The sequence below is a fragment of the Streptomyces yerevanensis genome, assembly GCF_000716805.1.
Lineage (GTDB): Bacteria > Actinomycetota > Actinomycetes > Streptomycetales > Streptomycetaceae > Streptomyces > Streptomyces flaveus.
In genome coordinates this window covers 261,545-275,439 of the sequence record NZ_JNWJ01000007.1, presented here as the reverse complement: position 1 = coordinate 275,439, position 13,895 = coordinate 261,545, and the positions used below count along the sequence as shown (strand labels likewise).

Genomic DNA, 13,895 nt, shown 5'->3' with positions numbered 1-13,895 from the left:
CATGTCTCAACCGACAGACCCACAGTTCCCGGAGGAAACCCCATCCCCTGAGGAAAACCGGCACTCCCAGCAGCCGCCCAACGATGACCTGAACTATCGGCACCGGACAGGCCGCCTCCACTTCCTCGCTCACCAGCGCGGACTCGACGCCACAGCCTTCGGCCAGTTACTTCTGCACCTCCCCGGCACCCTCATGAGCCTGCTGGTGCTCATCCTGATATCCGTCGGCCTCGACGCCTGGCCAGGAATTCCGTTCTGGATACTCCCGCTGACCTGGCTGGCTTCCGGGGCCCTGGTCTTCCATCGCAGCACCGAGGACCTCTTCGCCCGCTACTTCCTGCGGCTGCAGCGCCCCATGCCCGAGGAGTACGCACGGCTGGAACCCGTCTGGCGCGAGGTGACCGCGCGGGCGGGCATCGACGGAAGGGCGTATGAGTTGTGGATCGAGGACAGCGAAGACCTCAACGCGTACGCCGCCGCTGGGCACATCGTCGGTGTCACTCGGTTCGCCCTGGAACATCTCTCGAGCGCTCAGCTCGCCGCCGTGCTCGCCCACGAACTGGGTCACCACACCAGTGGCCACGTCTGGACCTCGCTGCTGGGCCACTGGTACGCGCTGCCAGGTCGGGCCGCTTGGCATGCCATCCGACTGGTCGTCGTCTTCGCCGTGGCGTTCACGAGCTACTTCTCCTGGCTGGCCACCGCGGTGCTGGTGCTCGTGATCGGCATCCTCACGTACTCCACCATCACTCAGCTCTACGGTCTCCCCCTCTTGCTGTTGGTCACCCCGTATCTGATCGCAGCTATGGGACGACGGGCCGAACTGCGTGCTGACCAGCACGCAGCCGCGCTGGGCTTCGGCCCCATGCTCGCCCAGGTGCTGCAGACCATGCACACGGCCGAAACCGAGGCCAAGCGGCAGGCCCTGGCCGCCGCCAGGGCAACGCCCACCGACCCCGGGCTGTTTGCCCGGCTGCTTTCGACGCATCCCGACTACCCGACCCGGCTGCATCGTCTGAGGCCGTACCTACAGCCGAGCCGGTAGCAGCAATGCCGAAGGGCGGTCACCCCATAGGTGACCGCCCTGCAACAGACGTACGGCCTTACTGGTTGTACCGACCGTAGTCGTAGTCCTCCAACGGAACGGCCTGGCCGGGGCCCGTGCCGAACGGCGAGTAGTCGATGTCGTCGCAACCGGCAGCCGAGGTGATGACGTCCTGGGAGACGTCGACCAAACGACTCCCGAGTCAGCGGTACGCAGAACCGTGTCCGTCAGGCCGCAGACCGAGACACACGGCGGCGCCGATCGGGCGGGCGCGCGGCGCTGCGGTCAAAACAAGTGACTCCGCCCACGCATGAGCGCGTGGCTTCCTGTATCGCTGAACTAAGCAGCGCCACAGAGGACCAGCCCGGCCCTGTCGAGGACGTTCAGTGCGCCGACGTGGTCGGCGTGAGCGGTGAAACCACACACAGTGCACTGGAACTTCGCTTGGGTGGTGCGGTTCTCCACGCTCGTGTGCCCGCACTCGGGGCACTCGCGGGAGGTGTTGCGGGCATCCACCGGGATCACTCGGCGACCGGCGCTCTCAGCCTTGTCCGCCAGGATTCCGAAGAACAACCCCCAACCCGCATCCAGGATGCTGCGATTCAGCCCAGCCTTGGCGGCGGCGCCGTTCGGCAGGAACGCGCCGTCGTTGTCCGGGTCGGGCTTGGGTACGGGTGCTTTGCTCATGCCCGCAGTGTTAAGTCGCTCGTGGGCGATCACGTCGTGAGCGCGGATCAGTTCGTTCGCGGCCTTGTGGTGGTGGTCGAGTCGCTGACGCCGGATCTTCGCGTGGATCTTCGCGACCTTGCGGGCGGCAGCCCGGTGCTTCTTCGTGCGGCGCCGGGTCCGCTTGGGGAACGTATCCAGATGCCGCTGAGCCGCCGCCAGCTCCTGCGCCACCGTCTGGAGGAAGCGCGGGTTCTCGATGTGCTCACCGTTGGAGTCAGTGAAGAAGTGCACCGTGCCCATGTCGATACCGACGATCGACCCGGTGGCAGGAAGCGGCTCGGCGGGTACCTCGTCGCAGGCGAGGATGACGTACCAGCGTCGGCCTTCCCGCTTGACGCTGATCGTCTTGACTCGGCCCTTTACAGGTCGGTGCTGGTGTACTCGGACATGCCCGACGCCTTGCAGGCGTACGCGGGTCTGAGAGTCGTGCGGGGTGGAGTCCCAGCGGCAGCCGTCGCCGTCCTTGGGGAACTGAACAGTGTCGAAGTGCCCGGCGCCCTTGAACCGCGGGTAACCGGGCTTCCCACTGGCCTTCACGCGACGGAAGAACGCAGCGAAGGCCTTGTCCAGCCGCCTGAGCGTGGCCTGCTGCGAGGAGAACGACCAGCGGCCCTGACGCTCCGGGTCGAACGCCCGGATCTCCTTCAGCTGAGCGGACTGATCCCCGTACCGGATCGTGGTCTTCGAGGCGTGCCGGAAGGCATCCCGCCGCTCCTGGAGGGCGCCGTTGTAGAGCGAGCAGTGGTCCCGCAGCATCTCGCCGAGCGCCTGTTCCTGGCGGACGGTGGGACGGATAAGGAACTTGTAGGCGCGCATCATGAGCGCAGCTCCGTGCCCTTCCCAGGGCGTTCCCCCTGGGTGTTGATGTACTTCTCCACCGTGGCCGCCGAGACGGAGCCAACTGATGCGGCGAAGTACGACGACGACCACAAAGTAGGCATCCGCGACTTCAGGTGCGGGAACTCCGACCGCAGCACGCGGGAGGTGAAGCCCTTGAACTGGTTGGCCACGTACGAGGCAGACGACTTCGGGTCGTGCTTGACGAGGAGGTGCACGTGGGCGGGCATCACCTCGAGCGCGATGATCTCCCACCCGCGTTCTTCAGCCTTCTGCCGGACCAGTTCCTCCAGGCGTTCCGCGACCCGCCCGCCAAGGACCGGACGACGGTACTTCGGGCACCACACCACATGGAGCCCGAGGTCGTAAATTCCGCCGGAGAATCGGCGAACCTTCCTGGTCACAGCCACGTGATCATTATACACGCGCGACACGTCTAGCGGCTCTTGCGAATGAATGACCTACGCCAACAGCACAGATCTGTAGAGATAACTGATGTCAAAGCCGTCGAGACAAGCGATTCCTGCACGGATTAGAGCCAAACGACCCCTTGCTGAACCCTTGATGGAGCGCCCCGGCATTCCTGATCGGGACATGCCAAGAATTTATGTGTGCACGATCTTCGGCCGACCGCTCCACGACCGTCAGGCGCCCGAGGCTCCCGCCACGATCATGAGCATCAGGAACAGGCCCCAGCCCGCGACGGACAGCCAGCCGAGGATGAGTCCGGCCATGGCGAAGCCCTCGCCGCTCTCGCCGGTGCGGCGTATCTCGGTGCGTGCCGTGTGCCCCAGGATCACGGCGGGCAGGCCGGTGACACCGAAGGTCATCGTGGTGAGCACACCACAGACCATGGAGCCGACGGCCTTGCCGTTGGTGGGTGGCGGCTGTGCGGGCATAAAGGTCCGCGGCACGGGCGCTGAGGCGGCCATGGGAACGGGCACGGGACCCTGTGGCAGGTCGGCGACGAGCAGGGCCAACTCACCGACCGTACGGGCCTCGTAGGCCCTTGCGATGCGCTTCTCGAGCTCGGCCTGCTGCAGGCGTCCCTCGCCGAAGCCCGCTCTGAGCACGTCGACTGCGCGCTCTCTGTCGGCGTGGGAAGCCAGCATCGACGAGCCGTTCTGGCCCTGCCAGGGCTGCGGGCTGTTGCCGCCCTGCCACGGCTGCCACTGCGATGGGTACGACACGGACACCTCCCCCGGGGCTGAATGCCTCCATCATCCTCTAACGCGCCAATATCGGCATCGGTTCCCTGGCCCGCTTTTTCGTTTCCGTAGAAGCACGCAGCACGCCGAAGGGCGGTCACCCCGAACCCGGGGTGACCGCCCTTCAACTCAAGCTGCTCGCTTACTGGTTGTACGGACCGTAGTCGTAGTCCTCCAGCGGAACGGCCTGGCCGGAGCCCGTGCCGAACGGCGAGTAGTCGATGTCGTCGTAGCCGACGGCCGAGTACATCGCGGCCTTGGCCTCCTCGGTCGGCTCGACCCGGATGTTGCGGTAGCGGGACAGGCCCGTACCGGCCGGGATGAGCTTACCGATGATGACGTTCTCCTTGAGGCCGATCAGGGAGTCGGACTTGGCGTTGATCGCCGCGTCCGTGAGGACCCTGGTCGTCTCCTGGAAGGACGCCGCCGACAGCCACGACTCGGTGGCCAGCGAGGCCTTGGTGATACCCATCAGCTGCGGACGGCCGGAGGCCGGGTGGCCGCCTTCCTGGACCACGCGACGGTTCTCGGTCTCGAACTTCGAGCGCTCCACGAGCTCGCCGGGCAGCAGTTCGGCGTCGCCGGACTCGATGATCGTCACCCGGCGCAGCATCTGCCGGATGATGATCTCGATGTGCTTGTCGTGGATCGACACACCCTGCGAGTTGTAGACCTTCTGCACCTCGCCGACCAGGTGGACCTGAACGGCCCGCTGACCGAGGATGCGCAGCACGTCGTGCGGGTTGGTGGCACCGTAGGTGAGCTTCTGGCCCACCTCGACGTGGTCGCCCTCGCGCACCTGGAGCTTGGCGCGCTTCGAGATCGGGTACGCCGTCTCGTCGCTGCCGTCGTCCGGGGTCACGACTAGCTTCTTGGTCTTCTCGGTCTCCTCGATCCGTACGCGGCCGGAGGCCTCGGAGATCGGGGCGACACCCTTGGGCGTACGAGCCTCGAAGAGCTCGACGACACGGGGCAGACCCTGGGTGATGTCGTCACCGGCCACACCACCGGTGTGGAAGGTACGCATCGTCAGCTGCGTGCCGGGCTCACCGATGGACTGGGCGGCGATGATGCCGACCGCCTCACCGATGTCGACCAGCTTGCCGGTGGCCAGCGAACGGCCGTAGCACATGGCGCAGGTGCCGACGGCGGACTCACAGGTCAGGACCGAACGGGTCTTGACCTCCGAGACGCCGTGCTTCACCAACTCGTCGATGAGGACGTCACCCAGGTCGGTGTTGGCGGGTGCCAGCACCTTGCCGTCGGCGACGATGTCCTCGGCCAGCGCACGTGCGTACACGGACGTCTCGACGTTGTCCGCCTTGACCAGGTTGCCCGCCGCGTCCCGGTCCGCAATCTGCAGCCGGAGGCCACGGTCGGTGCCGCAGTCCTCCTCGCGGATGATGACGTCCTGCGAGACGTCGACCAGACGACGGGTGAGGTAACCCGAGTCGGCGGTACGCAGAGCGGTGTCCGCCAGACCCTTACGGGCACCGTGCGTGGAGATGAAGTACTCCAGCACGGACAGACCCTCACGGAACGACGCCTTGATGGGACGCGGAATCGTCTCGTTCTTGGCGTTCGACACCAGACCGCGCATACCGGCGATCTGACGCATCTGCATCATGTTTCCTCGGGCACCCGAGTCAACCATCATGAAGATGGGGTTGGTCTTCGGGAAGTTCGCGTTCATCGCCTCGGCGACCTCGTTGGTCGCCTTGGTCCAGATCGCGATGAGCTCCTGCGTGCGCTCGTCCTTGGTGATCAGACCGCGCTCGTACTGCTTCTGGACCTTCTCGTCCTGTGCCTCGTAACCCTTGACGAGCTCCTTCTTCGCCTCGGGAACGACGATGTCGGAGATGGCCACGGTGACGCCGGAACGGGTCGCCCAGTAGAAGCCGGCCGCCTTCAGGTTGTCGAGCGTCGCCGCCACGATGACCTTGGGGTAGCGCTCGGCGAGGTCGTTGACGATCTCGGAGAGCTGCTTCTTGCCGACCTCGTAGTCGACGAACGGGTAGTCCTCGGGCAGCAGCTCGTTGAAGAGCGCGCGGCCCAAGGTCGTCTTCAGGCGGAAGGTGTCACCCTGCTGCCACTCCGGCTCGCCCTCTTCCCGCGCCGGCGGAGTCCAGCCACGGGGCGGGATGGTGCCGACGGGGAAGCGGATGTCGACCCTCGACTGGAGCGAGAGCTCGCCCGCGTCGAACGCCATGATCGCCTCGGCCGCGGAGCCGAAGGACCGGCCCTCGCCCTTGACGTCCCGCAGCTCGCCGTCGGTGGTGAGGAAGAACAGACCGAGGACCATGTCCTGGGTCGGCATCGTCACCGGACGGCCGTCGGCGGGCTTGAGGATGTTGTTCGAGGACAGCATCAGGATGCGGGCCTCGGCCTGCGCCTCCGCGGACAGCGGCAGGTGCACGGCCATCTGGTCACCGTCGAAGTCCGCGTTGAACGCGGTGCAGACGAGCGGGTGGATCTGGATGGCCTTGCCCTCGACCAGCTGCGGCTCGAAGGCCTGGATGCCGAGGCGGTGCAGGGTGGGAGCACGGTTCAGCAGAACCGGGTGCTCGGCGATGACCTCTTCGAGGACGTCGTACACGACCGTACGGCCGCGCTCCACCATGCGCTTCGCGCTCTTGATGTTCTGCGCGTGGTTCAGGTCCACCAGGCGCTTCATCACGAACGGCTTGAAGAGCTCCAGCGCCATCGCCTTCGGCAGACCGCACTGGTGCAGCTTCAGCTGCGGACCGACGACGATCACGGAACGCGCCGAGTAGTCGACTCGCTTACCGAGCAGGTTCTGCCGGAAGCGACCCTGCTTGCCCTTCAGCATGTCGCTGAGGGACTTCAGGGGGCGGTTACCGGGACCGGTCACCGGGCGACCACGACGACCGTTGTCGAAGAGAGCGTCAACGGCCTCCTGAAGCATGCGCTTCTCGTTGTTGACGATGATCTCGGGCGCGCCGAGGTCGAGAAGCCTCTTCAGACGGTTGTTGCGGTTGATCACACGGCGGTACAGGTCGTTCAGGTCGGAGGTCGCGAAGCGGCCACCGTCCAGCTGCACCATCGGGCGAAGGTCCGGCGGGATGACCGGGACGCAGTCGAGGACCATGCCCTTGGGGCTGTTGGAGGTCTGCAGGAAGGCAGACACGACCTTCAGCCGCTTCAGTGCACGGGTCTTCTTCTGGCCCTTGCCGGTACGGATGATCTCGCGGAGGCGCTCGGCCTCCTCGTCGAGGTCGAAGGACTCCAGGCGCTTCTGCAGAGCAGCCGCACCCATCGAACCGTCGAAGTACGTGCCGAAGCGGTCACGCAGCTCGCGGTAGAGGAGCTCGTCGCCCTCCAGGTCCTGGACCTTGAGGTTCTTGAAGCGCGTCCACACCTCGTCGAGACGGTCGATCTCGCGCTGCGCACGGTCACGCAGCTGCTTCATCTCCCGCTCGGCGCCTTCGCGCACCTTGCGGCGTACGTCGGCCTTGGCGCCCTCGGCCTCGAGCTCGGCCAGGTCGGTCTCGAGCTTCTTGGCGCGGGCCTCGAGGTCGGCGTCGCGACGGTTCTCGACCTGCTGACGCTCCACGGAGACATGCGCCTCCAGGGAGGGCAGATCGCGCGTACGGCGCTCCTCGTCCACGTACGTAATCATGTACGCGGCAAAGTAGATGACCTTCTCGAGGTCCTTCGGGGCGAGGTCGAGGAGGTAGCCGAGCCTCGACGGAACGCCCTTGAAGTACCAGATGTGGGTGACGGGCGCGGCCAGTTCGATGTGGCCCATCCGCTCACGACGCACCTTGGCGCGAGTGACCTCGACACCGCAGCGCTCGCAGATGATGCCCTTGAAGCGGACGCGCTTGTACTTGCCGCAGTAGCACTCCCAGTCCCTGGTCGGACCGAAGATCTTCTCGCAGAAGAGTCCGTCCTTTTCGGGCTTGAGGGTGCGGTAGTTGATGGTCTCCGGCTTCTTGACCTCACCGTGGGACCACTGACGAATGTCGTCAGCGGTAGCAAGGCCGATCCGCAGCTCGTCGAAGAAGTTGACGTCGAGCACTGGTCGTCAATCCCTCTTTCGGGGTCGATTCTTCACTGGTCTGACTGGGGTCCGGGGTTAGCCGGGGCTCTTGTTCAGGGAGCCCCGGCCAGACCCGTCAGACCTCTTCGACGCTGCTCGGCTCGCGCCGGGACAGGTCGATACCGAGCTCCTCCGCGGCGCGGAAGACGTCCTCGTCCGTGTCGCGCATCTCGATGGACATACCGTCCGAGGACAGCACCTCCACGTTGAGGCAGAGCGACTGCATCTCCTTGATGAGCACCTTGAAGGACTCGGGGATGCCGGGCTCGGGGATGTTCTCGCCCTTGACGATGGCCTCGTAGACCTTCACGCGGCCGGTGACGTCGTCGGACTTGATGGTCAGCAGCTCCTGGAGGGCGTACGCGGCGCCATAAGCCTCCAGCGCCCACACCTCCATCTCGCCGAACCGCTGGCCACCGAACTGGGCCTTACCACCCAGCGGCTGCTGGGTGATCATCGAGTACGGACCGGTCGAGCGGGCGTGGAGCTTGTCGTCGACCAGGTGGTGCAGCTTGAGGATGTACATGTAGCCGATCGAGATCGGCTCCGGGAACGGTTCGCCGGAGCGGCCGTCGAACAGTCGCGCCTTGCCGGACGGGAGGACCATGCGGTCGCCGTCGCGGTTCGGGACGGTGTGCTCCAGCAGACCGGCCAGCTCGTCCTCGCGGGCACCGTCGAAGACCGGGGTCGCCACGTTCGTACGCGGGTCGACCTGGTCGGCGCCGATGACCTGGAGGCGCTGCGCCCACTCGTCGCCGAGTCCGGAGACGTCCCAGCCCTGGCTGGCGAGCCAGCCGAGGTGGATCTCCAGTACCTGTCCCGGGTTCATTCGGGACGGCACACCCAGCGGGTTGAGGATGATGTCGACCGGGGTGCCGTCCTCCAGGAACGGCATGTCCTCGATCGGCAGGATCTTCGAGATGACGCCCTTGTTGCCGTGACGGCCGGCGAGCTTGTCACCGTCGGTGATCTTGCGCTTCTGCGCCACGTACACGCGCACCAGCTGGTTCACACCGGGGGGAAGCTCGTCGCCCTCCTCGCGGTCGAAGACGCGGACGCCGATGACCTTGCCGATCTCGCCGTGCGGCACCTTCAGCGAGGTGTCGCGCACTTCGCGCGCCTTCTCACCGAAGATCGCACGGAGCAGGCGCTCCTCCGGCGTCAGCTCGGTCTCGCCCTTGGGCGTGACCTTGCCGACGAGGATGTCGCCGGCGACGACCTCGGCACCGATACGGATGATGCCGCGCTCGTCGAGGTCGGCGAGGACCTCCTCGGAGACGTTCGGGATGTCCCGGGTGATCTCCTCGGGGCCCAGCTTGGTGTCACGGGCGTCGACCTCGTGCTCCTCGATGTGGATCGAGGAGAGGACGTCGTCCTGCACGAGGCGCTGCGACAGGATGATCGCGTCCTCGTAGTTGTGGCCCTCCCAGGGCATGAAGGCGACGAGCAGGTTCTTGCCCAGCGCCATCTCGCCTTCCTGGGTGGCCGGTCCGTCGGCGAGCACCTGGTGCTCGACGACCCGGTCGCCCTCGTGGACGATGACCTTCTGGTTGACCGAGGTTCCCTGGTTGGAGCGGGAGAACTTCGCGACGCGGTACGTGGTGTACGTGCCGTCGTCGTTGGCGACGGTGACGTAGTCCGCGGAGACCTCCTGGACCACACCCGCCTTCTCGGCCTTGATGACGTCACCGGCGTCGACGGCGCAGCGGTACTCCATGCCCGTACCGACGAGGGGGGCCTCGGCGGTGATCAGCGGCACGGCCTGACGCATCATGTTCGCGCCCATGAGGGCACGGTTGGCGTCGTCGTGCTCGAGGAACGGGATCATGGCGGTCGCGACCGACACCATCTGGCGCGGGGAGACGTCCATGTAGTCGACGTCGTCACCGGGGACGTAGTCGACCTCGCCACCACGGCGGCGAACCAGCACGCGGGACTCCTCGAACCGCATGTCGTCCGACAGCGGCGCGTTGGCCTGCGCGATGACGAAGCGGTCCTCCTCGTCGGCGGTCAGGTAGTCGACCTCGTCGGTGACGAAACCGTCGGTGACCCGGCGGTACGGCGTCTCGACGAAGCCGAACGCGTTGACCCGGCCGTACGAGGCGAGCGAGCCGATCAGGCCGATGTTCGGGCCTTCCGGGGTCTCGATCGGGCACATGCGGCCGTAGTGCGAGGGGTGCACGTCACGGACCTCGAAGCCGGCCCGCTCACGGGAGAGACCACCCGGGCCAAGAGCCGACAGACGGCGCTTGTGGGTGAGACCCGACAGCGGGTTGTTCTGGTCCATGAACTGCGACAGCTGGCTGGTGCCGAAGAACTCCTTGATGGAGGCGACGACCGGCCGGATGTTGATCAGTGTCTGCGGCGTGATCGCCTCGACGTCCTGAGTCGTCATGCGCTCACGGACAACGCGCTCCATACGCGCCAGACCCGTACGGACCTGGTTCTGGATGAGCTCGCCGACGTTACGCAGACGACGGTTGCCGAAGTGGTCGATGTCGTCGGTCTCGACGACGATCGACGCGCCGTTTTCACCCATGACGGTCTCGGTCTCACCGGCATGCAGCTTCACCAGGTACTTGATCGTCGAGATGATGTCCTCGACGGTCAGGATCCCGGCGTCCAGCGGGGCGTCGCCGCCCAGCTTCTTGTTGACCTTGTAGCGGCCGACCTTGGCGAGGTCGTAACGCTTCGGGTTGAAGTAGAGGTTCTCGAGCAGCGTCTGCGCGGCCTCACGGGTCGGGGGCTCGCCCGGACGCAGCTTGCGGTAGATGTCGAGCAGTGCGTCGTCCTGGCCCTGGGTGTGGTCCTTCTCCAGGGTGGCGCGCATGGACTCGTACTCGCCGAACTCCTCGAGGATCTGCTCGGTCGTCCAACCGAGAGCCTTGAGCAGAACGGTCACGGACTGCTTGCGCTTGCGGTCGATGCGCACACCGACCATGTCGCGCTTGTCGATCTCCATCTCCAGCCAGGCACCCCGGGACGGGATGACCTTCGCGGAGAAGATGTCCTTGTCGGACGTCTTGTCGATGGAGGAGTCGAAGTAGACACCCGGCGAACGGACCAGCTGCGACACCACGACACGCTCGGTGCCGTTGATGACGAAGGTGCCCTTGCCGGTCATGAGCGGGAAGTCGCCCATGAAGACGGTCTGGGACTTGATCTCGCCGGTCTCGTTGTTGGTGAACTCGGCGGTGACGAAGAGTGGGGCGGCGTACGTGAAGTCGCGCTCCTTGCACTCGTCGATGGAGTTCTTCGGAGGCTCGAAACGGTGGTCGCGGAAGGTCAGCGACATCGACCCGGAGAAGTCCTCAATCGGAGAGATCTCCTCGAAGATCTCCTCCAGGCCGGACTTGGTGGGGACGTCCTGTCCACTGTCCAGAGCCGCCTCGACACGAGCCTTCCACGCGTCGTTACCGAGCAGCCAGTCGAAGCTCTCGGTCTGCAGCGCAAGAAGGTTCGGAACCTCGAGGGGCTCCTTGATCTTTGCAAAGGAGATGCGCAGCGGGGCGGTGCTGGCGCCGTTGTTCGTATTCGCGGTCGAGGCAGTGCGCGAGGCGGCCAAGAGGGGGTCCTTCCGAGGGCTCGGACTCACTACGCGCGTACCGGTCCCAAGCCGGGCACAGAGACAGACGTTTCCCGAATCAGCCGAAGAAGGCCAGGTCAGAACCGTTTCAATCCACAGTGCTCAAGCGAGGGCATGCCCCTGGTGACGGGCAGGAGGCAGCTAACAGGCAGCGCAAAGGGTCAGTGTAGCCACTAGGCCCACTGATGTCCAGTGCGGGTTTTTGAAGACCCTCGTTGTTCTCAACCCCTGCTGCAAGCCACGCCCTCAATGCACATCGATACTTCCCTCTTCGCCGTCGATCCATGCCTCGGATGCGGATCGTTGTGACGACGCGTCCTGAGAATTGCGCGCTGCGTGCGGTTCGTCAAGGCCCCCCATGCCCAAACCGGATGCTGCCATCGTCACTTGCAGCCCGGTCTGCTGCCCGTCACCGGGGCGGCGGGAGGCACTACGAAGATCACCCTACCCACCGCGACCTACAGCGCAAGGCAGCCGCCACGGCACCCCCTCGAACGCCGAAGAGCGACCACCCAACTGGGTGATCGCTCTTCAGTGCGTCCGCGTTACAGCCCTACGGGAGAGCCGTGGGTCACGGAAGTCGCCGCGCGGCCGTAGCCGCACACGGAGACTTACTTGACCTCGACGGAGGCGCCGGCGCCCTTGAGGGACTCGGCGGCCTTGTCAGCGGCCTCCTTGGCGACCTTCTCGAGGACGGCCTTCGGGGCGCCGTCCACGAGGTCCTTGGCCTCCTTCAGACCCAGGGAGGTCAGCTCACGCACGACCTTGATGACCTGGATCTTCTTGTCGCCGGCGCCGGTGAGGACGACGTCGAACTCGTCCTGCTCGGGCTCGGCCTCGACCGGGGCGGCCGGGCCGCCCGGGACGGCGACGGCGGCCGGGGCGGCAGCGGTGACGTCGAACTTGTCCTCGAACGCCTTCACGAACTCGGAGAGCTCGATGAGGGTCATCTCCTCGAACTGCGCGAGCAGGTCTTCCTGGCTGAGCTTCGCCATGATGGGCGATCCTTCCACTAAATCGGCTGGTGCCGGATGTACATGTCGGCGGGCGTACGTTGGGCCCGCTTCGACCGTCGCCTCAGGACTGCTGCCTTGAGACCGCGGTCAATGTGCGAGCCGAATTACTCGGCACCGCCCTGCTCGGCCTTCTTGGCACGAAGCGCCTCCGCGGTGCGGACGAACTTCGAGGGAAGCGCCTGGAAGACCGCGGCAGCCTGGGACGGCTTGGCCTTCATGGCACCTGCCAGCTTGGCGAGCAGAACCTCGCGGGACTCGAGGTCCGCAAGCTTCTTGATCTCGTCGGCGGACAACGCCTTGCCCTCAAGGACACCGCCCTTGATGACGAGAGAGGGGTTGTTCTTGGCGAAGTCGCGCAGACCCTTCGCCGCCACGACCGGGTCACCGGTCACGAAGGCAACAGCGGTCGAGCCCTCGAGGTGCTCGTCCAGCTCGACCCCGGCCTGCTTGGCCGCGATCTGGGTCAGCGTGTTCTTCACCACTCGGTACTGAGCGTTCTCGCCGAGAGAACGGCGGAGCTCCTGGAGCTGCGCCACGGTCAGTCCGGTGTACGAAGTGACGACAGCGGCGTTGGAGTCACGCAGCTTCGTCGTGATCTCTTCAACGGCTGCGACCTTGTCGGACGTCGCCATGAGCCTCGGCCTCCTTCCGGGGTGATGATCCTCGACTGACCTCTCGATCAGCCGCACGTCGCCGGACCGCCTGAATCAGGCACGCGAAGAAGGGGCTCGTCTTCAAAACGAAACGCCCCGGCGCAGGCGCACGGGGCGTGAACTCGACCGGACGTCCTTGCGGACACGGGAGCTCTTCCACAGTCACCTGCGCGGGCCGTCCGCAGTTCAGCGGATCCTTCGGCCACCGTGTCCTCGTACGAGCACACGGCAACGACCAGCGGTCTTTGGCTTCCGGGGAAGAGTACGCGACCGGCCGAGCGTCAAGCAAATCCGCCGTCTGGCGAACGGGACGCCTGCACCCCCAGCGACCCTTGCGGAGCGTTCACGCCGTCGGCTGAGTCTCCACCAGGCCCTTGAAGTCCGTGGTGTCGGCAGCCGGCGGCTCCTCCGCGGAGACCTCCACCCCGTAGTCGCTGCAGTACGCCGTGGAGGACAGCGGCCCACCCCAACTTCCGCTTCAGGTCAGCCAGTTGATCCTCGCTGAGACTCGAGTTCCGCACCGCGAGATCCGCGACGTCCACCGTCCCCGAGTAGTACGTGGTGTTCTGCATCTGATCCTTCAGATACGCCCCGAGCCACCCGCGAGGCCCGCAAGATCGTCGTACACGTACTTGATCCAGTGCTTGCCACCCGACTGCGCGGCGAACTGATCGCCCACCTTGGCGGAGTCGGCCTTGTCGGTGGTCGTCTCCACGGAACGCAGGGCCGCCATCGGGCTGACACGGGCCGCGCCCTTG

Annotated in this window: 10 protein-coding genes; 1 reads left to right on the top strand and 9 read right to left on the bottom strand. The window is 65.8% G+C overall.

All coding sequences use genetic code 11. The annotated features are described in order from the left end of the window. Position 1: 1 nt before the first annotated feature. Entirely contained in the window at positions 2-1,045 is a 1,044-nt protein-coding gene (locus OP79_RS09775; RefSeq protein ID WP_033319622.1) for a M48 family metalloprotease, read from the top strand. Between the two features lie 58 nt (positions 1,046-1,103). Here the strand turns inward: OP79_RS09775 and OP79_RS58010 are convergent, their stop codons facing one another. The 9 genes from OP79_RS58010 to OP79_RS58240 all read right to left on the bottom strand — a co-directional run bounded on the left by OP79_RS58010 (position 1,104) and on the right by OP79_RS58240 (position 13,852). Continuing rightward, entirely contained in the window at positions 1,104-1,235 is a 132-nt protein-coding gene (locus OP79_RS58010) for a hypothetical protein (RefSeq protein WP_281193158.1), read from the bottom strand. 149 nt (positions 1,236-1,384) lie between these two features. Beyond that, positions 1,385-2,593 (bottom strand): RNA-guided endonuclease InsQ/TnpB family protein, encoded by a 1,209-nt coding sequence (locus tag OP79_RS09770; protein WP_033319621.1) that lies wholly within the window; start codon positions 2,591-2,593, stop codon positions 1,385-1,387. Beyond that, the gene (gene tnpA, locus OP79_RS09765) at positions 2,590-3,021 is read right to left on the bottom strand and encodes an IS200/IS605 family transposase (protein WP_033319620.1); all 432 of its coding nucleotides are present in this window, start codon (positions 3,019-3,021) and stop codon (positions 2,590-2,592) included. The genes OP79_RS09770 and tnpA overlap by 4 nt, the downstream gene beginning before the upstream one ends. A 234-nt stretch (positions 3,022-3,255) precedes the next feature. After that, positions 3,256-3,801 (bottom strand): DUF1707 and DUF4190 domain-containing protein, encoded by a 546-nt coding sequence (locus OP79_RS09760; protein ID WP_245685264.1) that lies wholly within the window; start codon positions 3,799-3,801, stop codon positions 3,256-3,258. 160 nt (positions 3,802-3,961) lie between these two features. Beyond that, positions 3,962-7,861, bottom strand: coding sequence for a DNA-directed RNA polymerase subunit beta' (locus tag OP79_RS09755; protein WP_033319619.1), 3,900 nt, complete (start codon positions 7,859-7,861; stop codon positions 3,962-3,964). Positions 7,862-7,958: 97 nt separating this feature from the next. Then, on the bottom strand, positions 7,959-11,447 hold the full coding sequence (gene rpoB / locus OP79_RS09750; protein WP_033319618.1) for a DNA-directed RNA polymerase subunit beta: 3,489 nt from the start codon (positions 11,445-11,447) through the stop codon (positions 7,959-7,961). A 632-nt stretch (positions 11,448-12,079) separates the two neighbouring features. Then, on the bottom strand, positions 12,080-12,463 hold the full coding sequence (gene rplL, locus OP79_RS09745) for a 50S ribosomal protein L7/L12 (protein WP_033319617.1): 384 nt from the start codon (positions 12,461-12,463) through the stop codon (positions 12,080-12,082). 125 nt (positions 12,464-12,588) lie between these two features. Continuing rightward, positions 12,589-13,116 (bottom strand): 50S ribosomal protein L10, encoded by a 528-nt coding sequence (gene rplJ, locus OP79_RS09740; protein WP_033319616.1) that lies wholly within the window; start codon positions 13,114-13,116, stop codon positions 12,589-12,591. A 601-nt stretch (positions 13,117-13,717) separates the two neighbouring features. Then, positions 13,718-13,852, bottom strand: a complete 135-nt coding sequence (locus tag OP79_RS58240; protein WP_342669512.1) for a hypothetical protein — start codon at positions 13,850-13,852, stop codon at positions 13,718-13,720. Positions 13,853-13,895 lie beyond the last annotated feature (43 nt).